Annotated in this window: 25 protein-coding genes; 12 read left to right on the plus strand and 13 right to left on the minus strand. The window is 43.0% G+C overall.

The genetic code is table 11. The features are described from left to right. The first annotated feature begins 14 nt into the window (after positions 1-14). Together LG330_RS01425 and LG330_RS01430 are read left to right on the plus strand one after the other, a co-directional pair. The gene (locus LG330_RS01425) at positions 15-1,424 is read left to right on the plus strand and encodes an FAD-binding oxidoreductase (protein ID WP_404406916.1); all 1,410 of its coding nucleotides are present in this window, start codon (positions 15-17) and stop codon (positions 1,422-1,424) included. Continuing rightward, on the plus strand, positions 1,402-2,388 hold the full coding sequence (locus LG330_RS01430; RefSeq protein WP_404406918.1) for a bile acid:sodium symporter family protein: 987 nt from the start codon (positions 1,402-1,404) through the stop codon (positions 2,386-2,388). Before LG330_RS01425 ends, LG330_RS01430 begins: the two co-directional genes overlap by 23 nt. Before the next feature lie 51 nt (positions 2,389-2,439). Here the strand turns inward: LG330_RS01430 and LG330_RS01435 are convergent, their stop codons facing one another. Next, a complete protein-coding gene (locus LG330_RS01435) occupies positions 2,440-2,622 on the minus strand; it encodes a hypothetical protein (protein ID WP_404406920.1) in 183 nt (60 codons plus the stop codon). A gap of 23 nt (positions 2,623-2,645) precedes the next feature. Next, positions 2,646-2,861, minus strand: a complete 216-nt coding sequence (locus LG330_RS01440; protein ID WP_404406922.1) for a hypothetical protein — start codon at positions 2,859-2,861, stop codon at positions 2,646-2,648. A gap of 153 nt (positions 2,862-3,014) precedes the next feature. On the opposite strand from LG330_RS01440, the gene LG330_RS01445 reads away from it, so the two are divergent. Continuing rightward, entirely contained in the window at positions 3,015-3,302 is a 288-nt protein-coding gene (locus tag LG330_RS01445) for a hypothetical protein (RefSeq protein WP_404406924.1), read from the plus strand. 76 nt (positions 3,303-3,378) lie between these two features. Beyond that, positions 3,379-3,600 carry a hypothetical protein gene (locus tag LG330_RS01450; protein ID WP_404406926.1) on the plus strand — a complete coding sequence of 74 codons (222 nt, stop codon included), beginning with the start codon at positions 3,379-3,381 and terminating at the stop codon, positions 3,598-3,600. Positions 3,601-3,636: 36 nt separating this feature from the next. Here the strand turns inward: LG330_RS01450 and LG330_RS01455 are convergent, their stop codons facing one another. Further along, positions 3,637-4,437, minus strand: coding sequence for an inositol monophosphatase family protein (locus LG330_RS01455; RefSeq protein WP_404406928.1), 801 nt, complete (start codon positions 4,435-4,437; stop codon positions 3,637-3,639). Positions 4,438-4,668: 231 nt separating this feature from the next. After that, the gene (locus tag LG330_RS01460) at positions 4,669-5,043 is read right to left on the minus strand and encodes a hypothetical protein (RefSeq protein ID WP_404406930.1); all 375 of its coding nucleotides are present in this window, start codon (positions 5,041-5,043) and stop codon (positions 4,669-4,671) included. Positions 5,044-5,182: 139 nt separating this feature from the next. Here LG330_RS01460 and LG330_RS01465 point away from each other — a divergent pair, with 139 nt between their 5' ends. Genes LG330_RS01465 through LG330_RS01475 form a run of 3 tightly spaced genes read left to right on the plus strand, consistent with a single transcriptional unit; the run spans position 5,183 to position 7,436 of the window. Further along, the gene (locus LG330_RS01465; protein WP_404406932.1) at positions 5,183-5,653 is read left to right on the plus strand and encodes a DinB family protein; all 471 of its coding nucleotides are present in this window, start codon (positions 5,183-5,185) and stop codon (positions 5,651-5,653) included. A gap of 52 nt (positions 5,654-5,705) precedes the next feature. After that, positions 5,706-6,722 (plus strand): serine hydrolase domain-containing protein, encoded by a 1,017-nt coding sequence (locus LG330_RS01470; RefSeq protein ID WP_404406934.1) that lies wholly within the window; start codon positions 5,706-5,708, stop codon positions 6,720-6,722. Positions 6,723-6,728: 6 nt separating this feature from the next. Beyond that, positions 6,729-7,436 carry an SAM-dependent methyltransferase gene (locus LG330_RS01475; RefSeq protein WP_404406936.1) on the plus strand — a complete coding sequence of 236 codons (708 nt, stop codon included), beginning with the start codon at positions 6,729-6,731 and terminating at the stop codon, positions 7,434-7,436. 265 nt (positions 7,437-7,701) lie between these two features. Here the strand turns inward: LG330_RS01475 and LG330_RS01480 are convergent, their stop codons facing one another. The 7 genes from LG330_RS01480 to LG330_RS01510 all read right to left on the minus strand — a co-directional run bounded on the left by LG330_RS01480 (position 7,702) and on the right by LG330_RS01510 (position 12,699). Beyond that, on the minus strand, positions 7,702-8,928 hold the full coding sequence (locus LG330_RS01480; protein WP_404406938.1) for an ABC transporter permease: 1,227 nt from the start codon (positions 8,926-8,928) through the stop codon (positions 7,702-7,704). Further along, positions 8,921-9,856, minus strand: a complete 936-nt coding sequence (locus tag LG330_RS01485; protein ID WP_404406940.1) for an ABC transporter ATP-binding protein — start codon at positions 9,854-9,856, stop codon at positions 8,921-8,923. The genes LG330_RS01480 and LG330_RS01485 overlap by 8 nt, the downstream gene beginning before the upstream one ends. Next, positions 9,849-10,721 (minus strand): ATP-binding cassette domain-containing protein, encoded by an 873-nt coding sequence (locus LG330_RS01490; RefSeq protein ID WP_404406942.1) that lies wholly within the window; start codon positions 10,719-10,721, stop codon positions 9,849-9,851. The genes LG330_RS01485 and LG330_RS01490 overlap by 8 nt, the downstream gene beginning before the upstream one ends. Then, positions 10,718-11,107, minus strand: a complete 390-nt coding sequence (locus LG330_RS01495; protein WP_404406944.1) for a GntR family transcriptional regulator — start codon at positions 11,105-11,107, stop codon at positions 10,718-10,720. The genes LG330_RS01490 and LG330_RS01495 overlap by 4 nt, the downstream gene beginning before the upstream one ends. Before the next feature lie 12 nt (positions 11,108-11,119). After that, positions 11,120-11,416 (minus strand): hypothetical protein, encoded by a 297-nt coding sequence (locus LG330_RS01500; RefSeq protein WP_404406946.1) that lies wholly within the window; start codon positions 11,414-11,416, stop codon positions 11,120-11,122. 36 nt (positions 11,417-11,452) lie between these two features. Next, positions 11,453-11,848, minus strand: coding sequence for a hypothetical protein (locus LG330_RS01505; protein WP_404406948.1), 396 nt, complete (start codon positions 11,846-11,848; stop codon positions 11,453-11,455). A gap of 566 nt (positions 11,849-12,414) precedes the next feature. Further along, positions 12,415-12,699: a hypothetical protein gene (locus LG330_RS01510; RefSeq protein WP_404406950.1), complete on the minus strand. Its 285-nt coding sequence runs from the start codon at positions 12,697-12,699 to the stop codon at positions 12,415-12,417. A gap of 149 nt (positions 12,700-12,848) precedes the next feature. On the opposite strand from LG330_RS01510, the gene LG330_RS01515 reads away from it, so the two are divergent. The 4 genes from LG330_RS01515 to LG330_RS01530 all read left to right on the plus strand — a co-directional run bounded on the left by LG330_RS01515 (position 12,849) and on the right by LG330_RS01530 (position 14,568). Next, positions 12,849-13,385 (plus strand): helicase, encoded by a 537-nt coding sequence (locus tag LG330_RS01515; protein WP_404406952.1) that lies wholly within the window; start codon positions 12,849-12,851, stop codon positions 13,383-13,385. A gap of 45 nt (positions 13,386-13,430) precedes the next feature. Further along, the gene (locus LG330_RS01520) at positions 13,431-13,844 is read left to right on the plus strand and encodes a GNAT family N-acetyltransferase (protein ID WP_404406954.1); all 414 of its coding nucleotides are present in this window, start codon (positions 13,431-13,433) and stop codon (positions 13,842-13,844) included. Between the two features lie 117 nt (positions 13,845-13,961). Further along, positions 13,962-14,384: a metallothiol transferase FosB gene (gene fosB, locus LG330_RS01525; protein ID WP_404406956.1), complete on the plus strand. Its 423-nt coding sequence runs from the start codon at positions 13,962-13,964 to the stop codon at positions 14,382-14,384. Positions 14,385-14,406: 22 nt separating this feature from the next. Then, on the plus strand, positions 14,407-14,568 hold the full coding sequence (locus tag LG330_RS01530) for a hypothetical protein (protein ID WP_404406958.1): 162 nt from the start codon (positions 14,407-14,409) through the stop codon (positions 14,566-14,568). A gap of 52 nt (positions 14,569-14,620) precedes the next feature. On the opposite strand, the gene LG330_RS01535 is transcribed toward LG330_RS01530, so the two are convergent. Further along, complete coding sequence (locus LG330_RS01535) at positions 14,621-15,460, minus strand: STAS domain-containing protein (RefSeq protein ID WP_404406960.1); 840 nt, start codon at positions 15,458-15,460, stop codon at positions 14,621-14,623. Positions 15,461-15,743: 283 nt separating this feature from the next. Between LG330_RS01535 and LG330_RS01540 the strand changes: the two genes are divergently transcribed. Then, positions 15,744-16,331 (plus strand): PepSY domain-containing protein, encoded by a 588-nt coding sequence (locus LG330_RS01540; RefSeq protein WP_404406962.1) that lies wholly within the window; start codon positions 15,744-15,746, stop codon positions 16,329-16,331. A 390-nt stretch (positions 16,332-16,721) separates the two neighbouring features. On the opposite strand, the gene LG330_RS01545 is transcribed toward LG330_RS01540, so the two are convergent. Next, positions 16,722-17,600, minus strand: coding sequence for a helix-turn-helix transcriptional regulator (locus tag LG330_RS01545; protein WP_404406964.1), 879 nt, complete (start codon positions 17,598-17,600; stop codon positions 16,722-16,724). Between the last annotated feature and the right edge of the window lie 168 nt (positions 17,601-17,768).

Below are 17,768 nucleotides of genomic sequence, written 5' to 3' on the forward strand. Positions count from 1 at the left end.
AGGAGGTACATCTTATGTCAGTTACAGCATTTGTAGAGAGTTTACATGAGTTTTTACAAAAAGACCAGATTTCCGAAAACGAGACTGTAAGAGAACAGCATTCGGTGGATGAGTCTTATCATAAAGGGAGTATTACACAGGTCGTCGTCTTCCCGCGATCGACTGAAGAGACATCACAAATTTTAGCCGCCGCTTCAAAGCATGTGATTCCGGTCGTGCCATTCGGTCTTGGCACAAGCCTTGAAGGACACGTTGTCCCAATGCAGGAGTGTGTGACGATTGATTTCACAGAAATGAACGCAGTGCTTGAAGTGTCTCCGGATGATCTGATTGTAAAAGTCCAGCCGGGAGTGACGCGGAGTCAGTTGAACCGGGAGCTGAAAAAGCACGGGTTGTTTTTCTCTGTAGACCCTGGAGCGGACGCAACGCTCGGGGGTATGGCTGCAACGAATGCGAGCGGCACCACGTCGGTCAGATACGGAATTATGCGGGATCAGGTTCGCGATCTTGAAGTCGTGCTTGCAAGTGGTGAAGTCATTCACACCGGATCAAAAGCAGCCAAATCTTCAGCTGGGCTGCATCTGAACGGACTGTTCGTCGGTTCAGAAGGGATCTTAGGCTGCATCACAGAGCTTACACTAAAAGTATATGGCATTCCTGAGTACGAGATGGCAGGACGGGCAACATTTCCTTCCGTTGAAAAGGCGGTGCAGGCAGTTGTCAGCTTACTTCAATCTGGTATTCCGATCGCACGCGTTGAACTGCTGGATGAGATTTCACTCAAACAGCTGAATCATCATCAGAAAACAGATTATCCTGAGATTCCAACGCTATTTATGGAATTCCACGGTAATGAAGCCGGCCTCGCACAGGATGTTGATTTTATGAAGGAAATCGTCAGTACGTATGACTGTGAAGCGATTGAATTTGTAACGAATAACACAGAGCGGAACCGCCTGTGGGAAGCACGTCATAACCTGGCGTACTCATTTATTCATGGTTACCCTGGCCGAAAAATGATGGTCACAGATGTCTGCGTACCAATTTCTGAACTTGCAGGGGCTGTGCGTCATGCACAGGAGCAGCTTGTGAAGCTGAATCTTATTGGCGGCGTGACAGGTCACGTTGGTGATGGGAACTTCCACGTGATTCTGATGATTGATCTGGCAGACGGGGAAGAGAAGGAACGCGCGAATACATTTAATGAAAGTCTTGTTGCCTACGGACTTGAGCGAAACGGTACATCGACCGGGGAGCACGGCGTCGGGTACGGCAAGCAGAAATATATGGAGCAGGAATTTGGAGCGGCGCTTGGCGTCATGCAGCAAATCAAAGCTGCACTTGATCCACAGGGAATTTTGAACCCTGGAAAACTATTGCCTGCTAAAGGAGAAAATGTCTATGAATCTGTTGTCAAAAGTTAGTACACTCGCAGGAAAATATTTTGCAGTTTGGGTGATCTCAGCTGCCATGCTCGCCTTTTTCGTACCGGGCATTTTCTCTCCATTCGGAAGCTATATCACCATTCTGCTTGGGATCGTCATGTTCGGAATGGGCCTTACGCTAAAGCCAGTTGATTTTAAAATTGTGGCAAAGCGTCCACTTCCTGTTGTGCTTGGGGTAGCTGCACAGTTTGTGATCATGCCGCTCGCTGCATTTACAATTGCCTATGCACTGAACCTTCCACCTGAACTGGCAGCGGGACTTGTGCTTTTAGGATCCGTGCCTGGTGGAACATCATCTAACGTGATGGTGTATCTGGCAAAAGGCAATCTTGCACTTTCTGTTGCGATGACAAGCTTATCAACACTTTTAGCACCAATCGTGACACCGTTATTACTGTTACTTTTAGTTGGTCAATGGATGCCGGTCGATGCGGTATCAATGTTTATGTCGATTTTCCAGGTCATCATTATTCCAATCCTGCTGGGCTTTGTAACTCAACGTCTTGCGCCAAAAGCGGTGGAAGCGAGTCTGTCTGTGATCCCGCTGATCTCTGTTACTGCGATCCTGATCATTGTTGGTGTCGTAACAGGCGCAAACGGACCAAACGTAATTACAGCCGGCTGGATTGTTTTCGCAGCAGTGTTTCTGCACAATGGCTTTGGCTTACTGCTTGGTTACCTTGTTGCAATGGCGCTTGGTCTGAAAGAAGACGACCGCCGTGCGATTTCTCTGGAAGTCGGCATGCAGAACTCAGGTCTTGGTGTGGCACTGGCAACAGCTCATTTCAGTCCACTTGCTGCACTTCCGAGCGTATGGGGCGCAATCTGGCACAACATCTCTGGTCCATTACTTGCGACAATCTGGTCGAAGAAAGCGGCTGGTAAAGAGAGAAGTCAGGATGAGGCTTATGAGCATAAGACCCGCAGTGTATCGGGTGGGTGAATAAGTGATTGAAAAGGAATGAGCCGGGATGCGATCCTGTGCTCCTTCCTTTTATTTTGGCTCTTCTTTTGCAGGACTTGGTTGCAATAGCCAGGTTAAAAACAAGATAATCAATGCATTGCAAAATCTCATGAATATACTAACCGCAGTATTTGGATGATCAAATAAGTCTCCCGGAATAAAAAAGGTCATGATGAATCCTATGATAAAAATAGCAATATATCTGACTGTCATTGTCAACCTCCTGATATATAAACTTACGTAAACCGCCTGCACTTCACACAGTAAGGCGTCGTATGACCTCTCTTAATCACACCATCACAACCCGAGCAGCGAATATACCGTGATTCCTCAGCATTCACACCATCCCAGCCCTTTGCCATTAGACGGCTGAGCAGGCTCATTGATTGAACCTCATACTTAAAGTAGATCCAGATACCAAAAGCACAAATGAAAAGAACGACGAGAATCATGGCAGTCACACTCCTTATAAAGTTGGATGAAATGCGGGAAGCTCTTTAGGTGATCATATCATACATTTAGTGGAAAAGTTTCCTTATAATGAAGGGTTGGTTGTGGTAGGGTAGAAGTAGAAAATATTCTTTTTTATTGAGGAGAATACGATGATGCCAAAAAGTATATCTGGAAGGATCTCTGCACTAATACTTGCTTTATTTGTAATACAGTTTATTTATTTTGTTATTACTGCATTTAATGATAATGGTTTCGCAGTCATTGTGAGCCTGGTTACAGTCGTGCCTTTTGTCGTATTAGCGGGAATCATTTTTGGGATTTTAGGTGTAAAGAAAGAAACTGGCATAAAAAAGCTGATACCTGTGCTCACGTTGATGATCAGTGCCTTTTATGGCGGATTCGCAATATATCTTATATTCTTCTGGTCATTTGGAGGATAAGTAAGGATAACCTGTGTGAAAGGAGGGGAACCTCATAGAAATTTTTATCAATATCTGTATATCCTTAGTAATGTTCATGCGTGGAGAACCTAAGGATGAGAGGGTAAACAAAAACATTGAACTGCTTCGGAAAACAGACTGGTTTGAACCAATCTATGCTGTAAATGAGGCATCGTTTAAAAACAATGAACATCTGCGGTATGTCGTTGGATGGGCGAAGGTTGAAAAATCTCTAAGAAGTGAAAAACGGACAGAGAAGCTGAAAGTGGATATTTTAGAGGCAATAGCCTGGAGGTAAAGCGGTCAACACAATTTACCTCCGAAAAAGCTATACCTACTCCAGTCCTTTCTTCACAAACGCCAGAAAATAATCCTTATGCTCAGGATGACAGGCAATAAAATAAGGCGCCTCTGACTGAATACCGGAAAATTCATTGCCTTCAAAGTCACACACTAATGCACCGGCTTCCCTGACCATTAACAGCCCGGAATACAGATCCTCTCCCTCAGAGTTGTAGAGCACAACCCCATCAATATCTCCCTTGGCAAGCATCGCCCAGCAAAGTGTCGGCGCCCATGTGCGAAGCATTCGTTTACAATTCAGGTCCAGGTGCTGGCGGAGCTTAACTGCCTGGGCTTCATTGCGTACTGCGTGCCCCTGAATCCATGCGATAGTAAAGCGGGTTGGGTCCTGTCGCTTTTGTACCTGCATGCTTTGGCCATTACATTTCGAACCATCCATTGAATCCGCTACATACAGGCGATCTAAAACGGGTTCATAAATCACCCCAAGAACAGGCTGGTCTTTATGTATTAACGTAATGGATGATGAAAAGACGGGTAAGCCGATAGCGAAATTATTGGTTCCATCCAGTGGATCCACCTGCCACGTCCAATCACTCTCGATTTGATTAGCGCCTGACTCTTCACTGATAATCGCGTGATCCGGAAATGAGCGAGTCAGTTCTTTCAGTATAATTGCCTCAGCAGCATGATCCGCTTCAGTGACGACATCCCCAAATTCATCTTTTTCAATAATCTGTTCAGCCCGGTCAAAAGTAGTTAACGCTGCCTTGCCGGCTTCTATAATGACTCTTGATGCAATCTCTCTTGCTTTAATTAAAACCTGTTCCAATGCCTTCACCGCTTTCAAGTTTAGTTCAATCATATTCTTTCAGGTTTTTAGAATTAAGGCCGCATGTCCCAGGGCTCTATTGTCCCCACGATCGTTTCTTTGTTTCCACATTTAAATTGCTTCAATCACACCGCCTGATATTTCTTCATGCGTTAACCACCTGGAGGTATTTCCGCTCATGACAAAGCCCAGTTTTACTTCTTTTATGCTGCAGTTAGCAACCGCTTTCTCCTATTCCTCTGCTATATCGGACTGTCTGCTGCTGCTTCCTTTTACAATGATCAAAGTCCATTGCCGGGCAGGCTGGAGCTTGAATATCGTTTCCTGAATAACTGAGATCGCTTCAGGAGAAGTGTTGTGTATCCATGCAACGACCAGATGAATCGATCCGTGCGTCCTATACGCCGTATCAATCTGCTCACTCAGGGTGTTTAAGTCAGTGTAATCCAGGACCTCAGTTTCCACCCCGTATGTATTTACCAGGCATTCAAGCTTCCGCTGATCTCTTCCGAATGCTGTGGTTGAGACCGAATGATCAGCGATCCATCCTGTGGCTTCAGCCAGCATCCCTGTTCCGCCAAAAACAAGTACATTCCCTAAGTTCATATGGTGGCTCACATCCTTTTCATGCTTGTTAGTACTGCTTTTATTCCTGACTATCATCAAATTAACGCAAACAAATTATACCAAATGAGTAACTGGTACGGTAAAATGAAACCAATCTTTTACAAAAGGAGAAGGTTATGTGATTGATTTATTCTTATATAACTGGCAGGTACGGGACGACTGGTTTAAGTGGTGCAAATCTCTGCCGGAAGAAGAGCTGCATGCAGAGAGGACAGGCGGGATGAGGAGCCTGTTTCAGAACCTGGTTCATATTATAGACTGTGAGCTTCTATGGATTAACTATCTGGTAAAGGATCCAGTAACTTATGAACAGCGGGAAATGATCAGAACTTTAGATGATTTGATTGTCTATTCGGATTTCACCAAAGACCTCACACAGCGTACACTTTCAACATGGAACGATGGAATCGAAAATAAAAGCATTCAGATCACCAGCAGTAATGGGAAGGTTCATTCTTTTACATATGAGAAGGTGATCAAGCACCTGATTACTCATGAGGTTCATCATATTGGCCAGTGTTCAGTCTGGGCGCGGGAGATTGGCAGAAAGCCGGTTTCGCCAGACTTGATTGTCCGTGACTATAAGTGAAATTCATTTTAAGAAGTGAGTAATGAGTATAAACGAAAAGTGAGGATGACTAATGGAGCTTTCACGTGTACAGATTCACGAAAGAATGAAGCATCATCACGTACCGGGATTAAGTATGGCAATCATACAAAATGGTGCGCTGAGCACGGACTGTTTTGGTTTACTTGAAGCAGGGACAGAGCGGGAGGTACAGCTTGATTCTATCTTTAATGCCTGTTCAATCAGTAAACTCCTAGCATCGATTCTTGTGATGAAGCTAAGTGTGCAGGGCTTGATTGATCTGGATGAAGATGTGAATAACCGCCTTGTGTCCTGGAGAGTTGCATCTGATGAATATGTGGTAACACCCCGGCATTTACTGAGTCATCAGTCTGGGATTATTGATCCTGAAGGCAGTTTCTCTGAACTGAATGCTGGAGACAGGGCTCCTTCGATGGCAGGTGTTTTGGCGGGAAGAACCCTATACTGCAAGAAGCCTGTTGAAGTGAAAGATGAACCTGGAAGCGACTTTCAATACTCGGATGCAGGATATTGCATCATCCAGCTGTTGATAGAAGATATCACCGGGGAGCCTTTTGAAAAAATAGTGAAAGAACTCATTTTTGAACCATTAAAAATGAACAATAGTACATTTTCCGTGACCATTTCAGAAAAAAGGTTTTTTTCTTCCGGGCACAATAGAAAGGGAGAATTAGTGCCGGGGCATTACCCGATCTACCCTTATCCTGCAGCATCAGGACTGTGGACGACACCTAGCGATTTAGCCGTTCTGGTGATTGAATTCATGAATGCACTGCGGGGTGAAAGTAAAATTGGTCTTACCTCACGGGCTGCGGAAGCAATGATCAGTCCACAGGGAAGTAAAGAATGGATCGGACTCGGATTATTTTTAGATGGTGCGGGTCAATCAGTGGAAATGTCTTCTCTTGGATGGGGGATTGGCTTTCAATGCATGATGGTGGCGCATCCATATCAGAAAAATGGACTCGTCATTATGACAAATGCAGATACAGGTGAGCATCAGATGAAGGGGATCATAGGTGAGATCTATAAATCGTGGGAGGTGTGAAATGGAATGAATGATTCGCAACCGAAAACAAAACTGGATCTGGAAAAGGTCGTTTTTATTGGCAGAACGTACGAGGAATATCTGGACATGTTTTTACTTTCAGAAGAAGAACTGAAGGATAAAAAAATCCTGGACTGTCCTTCCGGAGCCTGTTCTTTCACAGCGACAGGTCAATCAAGGGGTCTGGATATTACTGCAGCTGATATTGTCTACGATCATTCAGCAGAGAACCTCGGCATAAAAGGGCTGGAGGATCTGCAGCACGCTATGATACATATGGAAAAGGCAAAAGGGAACTACATATGGGATTACTTTGCAGATGTCAGTGAGTTACAAAAGCACCGCGAAAAGGCATTGATGACCTGCACGCAGGATATGAAGGAGCATCACGAGCGGTATGTCCCGGTTATCCTGCCATTGCTGCCATTTGCCGATCAGGAGTTTGACATCCTTTTGTCAGCGCATTTTCTGTTTACTTATGCAGACTGTCTGGATTTTCAATTTCATATAGATACGTTAAATGAATTGCTTAGAGTGACAAAGGAAGAGCTGAGAATCTTCCCGTTAATTGATCTGGAAGGTAATTGCTATGAACATTTAGATCGTGTGATTGGGTACTTAAAGGAAAAAGGCTATGCAGCATCAGAAGTAGAAGTGCCTTATGAATTTCAAAAGGGAGGGAATTCGATGCTGAGGGTGGAGGTGTTACGATGAAACATTTATCAATATTTGGTAAATCAAATCTGGCTATAGCACTGATGATATTCTTGTTGGGCGTATTGTACTGATTCGAGATCTGAACAGTGGATCCGGTTTGACCGATACTTTAGCATTTATATTTATCGGACTGGGCATTGCGCTGACACTGATTTCATTTTTAGATAAGAAGAAGGGATAGCAAATTAGTGTATAAGTAATTTGAAAATTAAGAAGAGGATGAGACATTTGTCCCAGCCTCCTGTAGTACGGTTAGACTAACTTAAGAACGAATCCACTTCACCATCTCACCCATCGAAGCATTCTTCCCATATAGCAGGATACCTACTTCAAAAATCTTTCCGGCAAGCTTCATGAAGAGCCACACTGACAGGATCAGGATTGTCATACCGATTGCGATTTCAACCCATGGCCATTCCTCAAGCAGAGATAATCTCATAATGAGCACAGCAGGGGAGGTGAATGGAATATAGCTGCCCACCTGTGCTGCGAGCCCATTTGGGTCAGATAGGACAGGTCCAATCAGAATAACCGGTGAAAATGGCAGCATCATTACTAAGCCCTGAAAGTTACTCGTTGAACTCATGTCTTCTATTGTTGCGCCAAGTCCGACAAATAGTGCTGCGAACAGCAGGTAACCGATTAATGCAATCACAATCAGCAGAGCAAGCTCCGGTACAAACAGGTATTCCATAATTGGCAGGTCGTTAAATCTCCAGATCACAAACGGGAATGCAATCAGGAGCCATACGCCTACCTGAAGCATACCAAGCCAGAAGTAGCCGATGATCTTTCCCTGCATCAGGTCACTTGGCGTCAGTGAAGAAAGTACAATCTCAGAAACCTTTTCCTTCTTTTCCTGTGAAGCACTCTGGAAGATCATCATCCCGGTCATCACGATCGAGAATAAAATCAATCCGGCGAATGCACCCGGGATGATACGCGATAGTGCGTCAAGACCTGTATCTGCTGCTGCCTGTTCAGTACCCAGCTCCTGTCCATTAAACTGAACGCCGGTTGTCACTGCAGCCATTTGCTCTTCTGATAACCCTGCATTCTGCAGATTCAGCTGCTGAAGAGGTGCTGCAAGAAGCTGGACCTCACCTGCAAATGATTCAGGTGTTTCTTCAGTTGTGTAGTAAGTGATCTGTCCATCACGAAGGGCAGCCTCGTCAAGTGCAAGATATACTGCGCTTTCATCTTCTTCTAACCCAGCTTCCCATTCTTCAGGAGATGCGGTGACCACACTCGTATCCCAGTTCAGATCAGCACTGCTGACGAAAGGTTCAATTTGTTCTGCCCAAATACCTGATGGATCTGATACAGAAACATTGACTGTTTCTTCATCACTACTGGAACCTGATAGCAGGGTTGGAAGCGTTGCGAATAAGATGAAAAGCACCGGTGTTAAAAGAAGTGAGATCACAAACGACTTATTTTTAACATTCCTCTTGAATTCCCAGCGGGCGACTTTTAAGCTGTTACGCATATTTTTCTTCCTCCTCTGCTGCAAGTGTCCGGTCTGAAGCGACATCAATAAAGATTTCATGAAGTGAAACCCGGTCGAGCCTGAATTCCTCGATATGAATGTCTGCAGGCAGCTTGCGGATCCAATCCGCTGCTTTCAGGTTCTGATCTAGGAAGAGGACAGACACATTGTCATGCTGTTCAACCCGGTTCACAAACGGAATTGCCTGCAGTTTTTTCTCTTCATTTTGACCGTGAATTGTACATTTGAAGCTGGCGTACTGCCTTTTTACTTCATCCATTGTCCCGCTGATGACTTCCCGTCCTTTATGAATCATAATCAGACGATCAGCCATTTCCTCAACCAGATTCATCTGATGGGCAGAGAGCAGAATCGCAGTGCCATTTCTCGCAAGTTCCCGAATCTCTTCCTTGAACACTTCCTGACTGACAGGGTCAAGACCAGAGAATGGTTCATCCAGAATCAACAGCTCGGGTTCATGAATAATTGATGCAATGAATTGAACTTTTTGTCCCATTCCCTTTGAAAGCTCTTCAATTGAAACCTTGTCTTTTCCTTCAAGACCAAACTTTTTCAGGTAAGAGAGGGCACGTTCCTTTGCTTTTTTGAGCGGGTAGTCCTTGAGCTCTGCAAAATAGAGCAGGATATCCATGATTTTTACGTTTTTATAAAGTCCGCGTTCTTCAGGGAGGTAGCCGATTTTATGCTTCGGAATCTGACCTTCCTTTTCCCCGTGAAACTTGATTGTTCCGTGATCCGGGTAGAGAATCCCCATTATACTTCTGATGGTTGTTGACTTACCGGCACCGTTAGGACCGAGAAGTGCAGTGATTTCTCCTTTTCTTACTTTAAATGAAACGTCGTGAAGGACCTGTTGTTCCTTAAATGACTTTTGGAGACTTTGGACGGTAAGTGCAATCTCAGACATCGATCATTTCCCCTTCCATTAAAATTTCCTGAATAATATCTTCAAGCTCAGGTATTTGTTCATCTGTAATGACCAGGTTGTGTTGAGAAAGGTAAGTCATCGTAGCTTCAGGCTGGTTTGATAAAATCACTTTTTTATAAGTCCGCTTAATTTCTCCGGGAATACGGCTCACTGGGGGCTCTTCCTTTAACCAGAACAAGCGGTAGGAGGAGGCCAGTGCGTCTTTTTCGAGCAGCTGTGAAACACGGCCGTTGTTAATGAAGACAAGATAATCAGCCAGTTTTTTGATATCATCAGCCTGATGCGAGGCAATCAGGACGGTTTTATCTCCTTTTTCCATCAGATCAAGTAGAAATTGAATGAAATAGTTTCTCGATGGAATATCCATCGCAGCAGTCGGCTCATCCAGTATCAGCAGCGGCGTATTCTTCCCAAAGTTAAGTGCAAGATTCAGCTTGGTTTTTACGCCGGGTGACAGCTTTTGAACCTTTTTATTCAATGGAATGTCGAGTTGTTCAGAAAACCTTCTGAACAGTGCCTCATCCCATGATGGATAAAACTCTGCCATCAGGTTGCGCAGCTGTTCACCAGTAAAAGGATCACAGCCAAGCATGTTCTGTGCCTGATAAGCAATCTGCTGCTTCATTTTGTCATCCGTGTCTTTGACAGAACGGCCGAACACTTCAATTTCCCCGTTATCCTGCTTGACCAGGTTCATCATCATTTTAAAGAAGGTGCTCTTGCCGGCACCGTTTGTTCCAATGAATGCTGTAATCGTGCCTTCTTCAATGGCAAGCTCCGGAATACTCAAATGAAAATCATCAATCGATTTCTCGATATTTCTGATCACTAATGGAAAAGTCATTGATTATCCTCCTTTTGAAGCAGGGTTTCTACCATACGTATGATTTCTTCGTTCGTTAATTCATGCTGCCGCGCTGTAGAAATTGCTTTTAAAATGGCTTCTTCAACAGCCTGACTGGCCATTGACGTCTTCATATCTGCATCCACGTCGGCCACGAATGTTCCCTTTCCCTGAGACGTCTGGATGAATCCGCTGTACTCAAGGTTTTGATAAGCTCTTCTGATTGTGATGGAGCTGATCTCAAGCTCCTTGGCTAAAAGTCTGATAGAAGGAAGTGGGTCTCTTGTTTTTAATTGTCCGCTTGCGATCAGTGCTTTGATCTGATTCTCAATCTGATGATAGATCGGTTCGCGGGAGGACTTGGAAAGCCGGATTGGAAGATTCATATAAGCCCTCCTTTATTGTAAGTAATCAATTTTTTGGACTTGCCTGTTCGCATGACGGAACCAGTACCATGTCACGAGGCATGCGATCAGAATAGATCCAATCATTGAAAGTAACGTGAATTCATTTGCAAGATAGATCGTCCATTTAAAAAGTCCGGTATCCAGCCATACCTGAAAGATCAGGTACAGACCAGCGAAAAACAGGACAATGCTGGCATATGACCAGAAAAAAGTGAAGCGCTTGATCTCATCACCAGGGTCACTCGCAGGGAATAGTCCGCCTATACAAAAGCTGATACAGATCCACATGACAATCAGTGCAATCAGCTCAACCGGATTAACAGCCTACCGAAGCTCAGGTGACAAAATATAAGTACCAGCCAGCAAAAGTGTGATTCCCGCAATAATAGAAATGAAAGGTAAGATAAAACGACTTGTAATGAGAACAGAGCGCTTAATCGGCAGCTGATTCAGCATTGAAAAATAAGGGGAGCCAAATAAATTGTCATCAATTTTTTGATACTGAAAGTTTTTCGGTTTGATGGCAAAAGAGATCGTGCAAAGGTAAATCATTAAAAGTACATCAAGAATAAAAAAATGTTCTTCAAGGTAAGGCGGCATCGAAAGGTAAAAGAAGAATGTGTAAACACCAGCCATAAATAATAAAGTCAGGGAGTGTTTTTTTGAAACACTAAGCTCAATCCTGGTCAGTCGCAACGCCTGACGGAACGTATTCATCATGTGATCACTTCCTTTTTTTAGTGTATAAGTGTGTATGTCTATATACACACTATAATATGGTTGGGAGAATATTTCAACGATTTTTTTAAAAAAGTAAAAAGCATAGCTGCACGTCATTGAATAAAAATGACGTGCAGCTATGCTCCTGCCAGTGATCAACGCTGAATTGAATTCCGCATAGTTTTACGTTAAAATGATTATAATAAAAAGAGAAGAGCGGTGAACTCTTCTCCCTTGCAGCCTCTACCGTCAGGGTGGTGGTTGTCACAAGTTAATTGCATTTATGAGAACCACCCTTTTGCTTCAGACGGCGCAGGGTGGTTTTCTTTTCGTCCAGAAAAGCCTTGTGAAAGAGATACGCACTCACGGCGCGTGTAATCCCTTTCAATACTTCTCGTGCAAACTCAAGAAAAATGTCTATAGTTATCACCTCCCTTTCCCAAATAAGGAAAAGGTGACAACCATCCACCCTTACAACTATTGACTGCCTGCATATTTTACCATAAACATTTCAGCGTATATGTAAGGCTCCTGTACTAAAGATTCTGCTTAGGTCATTGCATTCATCATGGCTGCTGAAATCCATACATACCCACAAATGACAGCGTCAAAGTAGCTGCAATTAGTATCACACTTCCTGCCAATAACAGGATTCTGTATCGATCCTTTTTTGCAAGGACTGCACATACAAATGCGAGCACCCCATACAAGTTAAACAGGAAGATAAAAGAGCCGCCTGCAGTATCAAATGTCAGCATTTCAGTAATGACGCCTCTGTTAGCTAGAGATATGATATTGCTGAGTCCTAACAAAGAAAAAATGAAAGATAAAATTGAAAGAATGCTTCGCATAATTATCCTCCTGGTCAATTAGTATTGAATCAACTGTATCATACATCTACACTACTCATTTATAGGAAAAAATAAATTCCGTCTCTCGAAAGGTTTCAGTTCATGGTATTATGTGGATAGAAGCGACTTCGAATTGATGGAGGGTGTATATGACAAAAACAGCATACGGTACATATCCAGATTGTCCATTTATCAAAAGGGCTGTAGCAGTTGGTGGCATGACGAAAAGTGAATGCATACAAAAACTCAATGCATCCTCTATCCGCTTAAATGAATATGCGGAAAAATTGCTGTTCGATGAAAAATTTTTAATCTCTGAAGCTGAATATTCTTTGGACACTGTTGAGTTAACAGTTCAATCACTTGGTTTCCTTGAAGGTGCGAACACATCAGACCTATTCAAAGGAGCAGGAAAACTTGGATTAAACCTCTGCCCGGTTGAACTTGGTCCGTTTTTAAGGCTGGCTTACACCGATCAGACTGAGCAGGTATCCAATGTGCAAAACCAGGCGCCATCAGGTGCAGCTACAATTGCATCAGAGCCCTTGTATGATCATGATGATTTTCCGAAAGGCTTTTACTTAAGGAGAATAGACGGAGAGCTGTGGCTGAGAGGTTATACAGCTGATCATTTACATGTGTGGAATCCTGAGGATGTATTTATTTTTTGTCTAAAATCTGTCTAAAAGATGAAGGGAATACATGTTAACAAACATATAGGAGGGAATCCTTTGGAGTGGTCAAAAAAGCATTATATTGTGAGTGATGATGTTAAGTTACTGGATATAGAGAGCATTTATCAGATGCTGGTCAATACTTACTGGGCTTCTAACAGAACCAGAAAAGTGATCGAACAAAGTATTGAGCACTCGGTTTCTTTTGGCATGTATGACGAAGGAAAGCAAATCGGTTTTGCCAGAGTAGTCACCGACCGTACCGTTTTTTCATGGATCATGGATGTGGTGATTGATGCTGACTACAGAGGAAAAGGGCTTGGGCAGTGGCTGATGGATTGTGTACTCGAACATCCGGACATTAAATACACAGCGATTGCACTGGCGACATCAGATGCACAGGATTTTTACAGGAAGTTTAAGTTCAGAAAGATTGAGTGTATGACGCGACCTGTGGTGGAGCGGGAGTAAGTTAAAAAGTGTAGTCCTTTTGCATTTGAATTAATCTGAAAATGATAAACATTCAATTAAATTACCCGCACAGTTTTGAAGAATTTACGAAAGATAAATCAATGCTGGAGTGAGAAGATGACCATCAAAGGAATCAACCATCTATTATTTTCAGTTTCGGATCTGAATAAATCAATTCAATTTTATGAGGACGTTTTTGACGCAAAGCCTTTAGCGAAAGGCAGAAGCACAGCGTATTTTGATCTGAATGGTCTTTGGCTTGCGTTGAATGAAGAAAAGAATATTCCGCGTGAAGAAATCAGACAGTCGTATACGCATATTGCGTTTTCGGTGGATGAAAATGAGATTGATGCGACTTACAGCAAACTGGTGAGACTTGGTGTCAATATTTTATCAGGACGTGAAAGAGATGAGAAAGATAAAAAATCAATCTATTTTACAGATCCTGATGGCCATAAATTCGAATTTCATTCCGGGACGCTTGAGGACAGGATGAGATATTACAGAGAAGAGAAGACGCATATGACTTTTTATGATTGAATCATGAAAAAGGAGATGCTTTATGCAATTTCACACCGAGAGATTAACCGTAAGGCTATTTAAGGATGAAGACCTTGATGATGTGTTCAGCATCTACGGCAGTGATGAGGCGTGCCGCTATCTTTTGCATGAGCCATGGACACATCACAACAAGCTTTCAGATAAACAGGAGCCGTTGTGGTGAATCACCAAAAAACACCCGAAAATCCGTTTCATGGATTTTCGGGTGTTTTTACTTAACCATTAAATTCCTCAGCCTTCATCGCCTGAGCGAGCGTACTGTAAATCTCAATATCTTTAAAATTCAATCCTAATTGAACAGCAGTTTGTGCAATTTGAGGGCTGATGCCTGATAGGGCAGTTTGCACGCCGATAATTTTCAGTCCGCTGATCAGCTGGAAAATCTGCTGGGCGACCATCGTATCAATGATCGGCACACCCGATAAATCAACGAATAGCTTCTTCAATTGCTGATTGGCACTCTGCGTTAAGGTTTTTCCGAAAACGACCTGAGCACGGTGCGTGTTGATCTCACCGACCAGTGGAAGAAAACCGATGTCTTTTGTCAAAGAGATAACAGGTGCACTCATTTCGATAATCATTTCCTGCTGGGCATACAGTCTTCTTTCAGCAGCTTTGGAATGTTGAATCGTGAATTCAAGAATAATATGATTGATAGAATCGACCACTCTTTTGGTCCAGGTCATCATTTCCTGATACGTCATTTCTTCTGAAGACTGCAGCACAAACTCTTCAATTAAATTCAGATATTGCTGCTGCGTTCTGAAAAATTCCTGAATAATAGCCTGAAGTGCAGTAGATTGGTGAGCCTCATCGATCGCAATGCTTTCAATCCAGTCCTGAAAAATTTCTATATAACGTTCATTATCATCCTGAAATATTTTACAAAAGCGCTTATGAAAAGCATTGTTCTGACTCTTGATTCTCTGAATTGCTTCAGGATCAGTCGACCCATACACACCACTTTTGCTCTTATCTAATGACTCATACCATTCTTCGGTTAGCGCATCTGCTTTATCACATATGAATGTATGTAACTCATGATTTCTCAGCATAGTTATTTCCTTTCCGCTACTGTAAAATAATAACTTCGTTTTCAACATATATTCCCTTTAGAAAAAAATTGAAACTGGTTATCCGATTGAAAGGTGAAATTAACCCCTGAATAGATCATTCATCGAGGAGAAAATCTTTATTATACTTACTGTACACCTTTTAGCTCATTAAAGCTTTATAACACATTCTCACCAATTTCTAATCTTCCTCAAGCCTTCCTCTCATCTTGCCTGGCTAATATAAGGTTAAGAAACAAAAACAAATTTTCAGGAGGCGTTATAGATGAAGAAGGTAGTTGTAGGAACAGTAGCGAGTGCAGTGATTTTAGGTGGAGCAATTGGCGCAGGTGCAATGACAGACGGCTTTCAAAACTTCAGATCAGTCAATCCGGCACCATCTGAACCAGCAGAACTGATCAGCGTAGAAGAGGCGAAGGAAAAGGCACTGGCAGAATACGAAGGTGTCGTTGAAAGTATTGAGCTTGAGAAAAAGCGTGATGGCTATGTATATGACATTGATATTGATAATGGTGATATGGATTATGACCTGGATATGGATGCGTCAAATGGAGAAATTTTAAGAGTGGAAGAAGAGCGTGACGACGATGATGACGACCGCGACGACAACGTGACATCTTCTGATTCAAATGGTACTGCCGGCAGCTCAAATGAAGACTACATTTCACAGGAAGAAGCTATAGAGATTGCACTGGCTGAAGTGGAAGGAACACTTGAAAGCGTTGAGTTGGACGATGACGATGGCAGAGCGATCTATGAAGTAGAAATCAATACTGGTACTGGCGACGATGATGACGCAGAGTTTGATATTGATGCAGTGACAGGTGAGATTCTGGAGATAGATCTGGACTAATAGAGTAGATAAGCCGGCCTTGGCCGGCTTTTTGTGTGGGTTAAAAGTGCGGGGATCGGTCCGTATGTCGCAATTTTAGCTGAAGTTGTAGCAGTTGGTTTGCAGGATGTAGCGGTACACCTGGGGACTTGTAGCAATCCACTCGAAAGTTACACCAATCAAGCAATATTCATGTTGCTTCTGCTAACTGAGTTGCATTACAAGCCCCCTCTTGATTCCCTTAAGAAACTAAGAGCCTGTTACCCAAGTTCATGCAGGGCAGTGGGGCGAAGGTGTCGCAGCTGTTGCTGGAGTCTGTATCTTTCCCCGCCCAGTTTGTCCTGGTACACCCGGGAACCTGTAGCAATCATTCCAGATTGTTGTCACATTCACTCTTCAGAAGTATCAGTTTTATTCCTCAAAAGCCAGATTTACCGGCTCATCTCTCAGTACAAAATCAGTCTCCAGATTCGTAGTCGGTGTTTTTTTATCCACTTCTTCAAATTTAACTGAATCTGCCCAAATACATCCACTGCCGGAGAGAATCATCCCAAAAGAAATGGTTGCACTGTTTTCGGGAATATCCAATACAATCGTGTAATGGTTCCAGTTGGTCGTGCCCTGGAGTGGACGATTACTCATGTTATCAAACTGTAGCACTTCCTCAGATGCGCTATCCACCCGCATCCATAAAGAAGCCATATGCTGAACATCTTCTGTTTTCAAAAAAGCAGACAGCTTCATTCTTTTTCCTTTGAATTTCTCAGATTTAAACTGCTGCATCATTGTTGCGAATTCACCTTCAGCGGGGTTTACCGTTTGCGATTTTAAATACCCCGACTGTTTTCCCTGATGGACCGTCTTCACATCTGCACCCATTTCATAATTGAAAGGGTGACTTCCGCTTGAAAACCAGCCTTTTAACTTTTCTTCCATGTGACGCTCCTCCTTTTGATTAACTAGTTTCATCATTTGTTTGCGATATTGTCCTGGTGGAAATCCATATACTTTTTTAAAAGCACGAGTAAACACTTCCTGCGAATCAAAGCAATAATGGAAAGCTATATCAATGATTCTTGCGTCTGTGTGAATCAGTGCCAAAGCAGCATTTGTGATTCTTCTTACCCGTAAGTACTCAGAAAATGACATTCCTACAGAGGTCTGAAACAGACGGTGGAAATGATGCCGTGAAAACCCTGCAAATGCAGCAATGTCTTCCGCTGTGATCTCTTCATGTAAATGATCTTCAATCCAGCAAATCGTTTTTTGAATGATCGCTTCGTTTGTCATCGTGTCACCTGCCTTGAAATAATCATAGCAAATACTTTCAGTTTGTTTTTGACTAATTTTGCTAATGTTATGAAGGGTTGGAGTTGAGCGACCGCCTTATCAATTTGTAGTAATTTATGACAACTGATTGTTTATTTTCAGATTTCCTATTATATCTACCTATAATAA

Source organism: Jeotgalibacillus malaysiensis, from assembly GCF_044789845.1.
Lineage (GTDB): Bacteria > Bacillota > Bacilli > Bacillales > Jeotgalibacillaceae > Jeotgalibacillus > Jeotgalibacillus malaysiensis_A.

Excerpts from the sequence above, each read along its gene's own strand:
- LG330_RS01500 (WP_404406946.1), bottom strand. The coding sequence starts at position 11,416 with ATGTGGATCTGTATCAGCTTTTGTATAGGCGGACTATTCCCTGCGAGT.
- LG330_RS01450 (WP_404406926.1), top strand. The coding sequence starts at position 3,379 with ATGCGTGGAGAACCTAAGGATGAGAGGGTAAACAAAAACATTGAACTG.
- LG330_RS01475 (WP_404406936.1), top strand. The coding sequence starts at position 6,729 with ATGAATGATTCGCAACCGAAAACAAAACTGGATCTGGAAAAGGTCGTT.
- LG330_RS01445 (WP_404406924.1), top strand. The coding sequence starts at position 3,015 with ATGCCAAAAAGTATATCTGGAAGGATCTCTGCACTAATACTTGCTTTA.
- LG330_RS01480 (WP_404406938.1), bottom strand. The coding sequence starts at position 8,928 with ATGCGTAACAGCTTAAAAGTCGCCCGCTGGGAATTCAAGAGGAATGTT.
- LG330_RS01505 (WP_404406948.1), bottom strand. The coding sequence starts at position 11,848 with ATGATGAATACGTTCCGTCAGGCGTTGCGACTGACCAGGATTGAGCTT.
- LG330_RS01460 (WP_404406930.1), bottom strand. The coding sequence starts at position 5,043 with ATGAACTTAGGGAATGTACTTGTTTTTGGCGGAACAGGGATGCTGGCT.
- LG330_RS01440 (WP_404406922.1), bottom strand. The coding sequence starts at position 2,861 with ATGATTCTCGTCGTTCTTTTCATTTGTGCTTTTGGTATCTGGATCTAC.
- LG330_RS01485 (WP_404406940.1), bottom strand. The coding sequence starts at position 9,856 with ATGTCTGAGATTGCACTTACCGTCCAAAGTCTCCAAAAGTCATTTAAG.
- LG330_RS01545 (WP_404406964.1), bottom strand. The coding sequence starts at position 17,600 with ATGACAAACGAAGCGATCATTCAAAAAACGATTTGCTGGATTGAAGAT.
- LG330_RS01425 (WP_404406916.1), top strand. The coding sequence starts at position 15 with ATGTCAGTTACAGCATTTGTAGAGAGTTTACATGAGTTTTTACAAAAA.
- LG330_RS01530 (WP_404406958.1), top strand. The coding sequence starts at position 14,407 with ATGCAATTTCACACCGAGAGATTAACCGTAAGGCTATTTAAGGATGAA.
- LG330_RS01540 (WP_404406962.1), top strand. The coding sequence starts at position 15,744 with ATGAAGAAGGTAGTTGTAGGAACAGTAGCGAGTGCAGTGATTTTAGGT.
- fosB (WP_404406956.1), top strand. The coding sequence starts at position 13,962 with ATGACCATCAAAGGAATCAACCATCTATTATTTTCAGTTTCGGATCTG.
- LG330_RS01515 (WP_404406952.1), top strand. The coding sequence starts at position 12,849 with ATGACAAAAACAGCATACGGTACATATCCAGATTGTCCATTTATCAAA.
- LG330_RS01535 (WP_404406960.1), bottom strand. The coding sequence starts at position 15,460 with ATGCTGAGAAATCATGAGTTACATACATTCATATGTGATAAAGCAGAT.
- LG330_RS01470 (WP_404406934.1), top strand. The coding sequence starts at position 5,706 with ATGGAGCTTTCACGTGTACAGATTCACGAAAGAATGAAGCATCATCAC.
- LG330_RS01435 (WP_404406920.1), bottom strand. The coding sequence starts at position 2,622 with ATGACAGTCAGATATATTGCTATTTTTATCATAGGATTCATCATGACC.
- LG330_RS01430 (WP_404406918.1), top strand. The coding sequence starts at position 1,402 with ATGAATCTGTTGTCAAAAGTTAGTACACTCGCAGGAAAATATTTTGCA.
- LG330_RS01495 (WP_404406944.1), bottom strand. The coding sequence starts at position 11,107 with ATGAATCTTCCAATCCGGCTTTCCAAGTCCTCCCGCGAACCGATCTAT.
- LG330_RS01490 (WP_404406942.1), bottom strand. The coding sequence starts at position 10,721 with ATGACTTTTCCATTAGTGATCAGAAATATCGAGAAATCGATTGATGAT.
- LG330_RS01510 (WP_404406950.1), bottom strand. The coding sequence starts at position 12,699 with ATGCGAAGCATTCTTTCAATTTTATCTTTCATTTTTTCTTTGTTAGGA.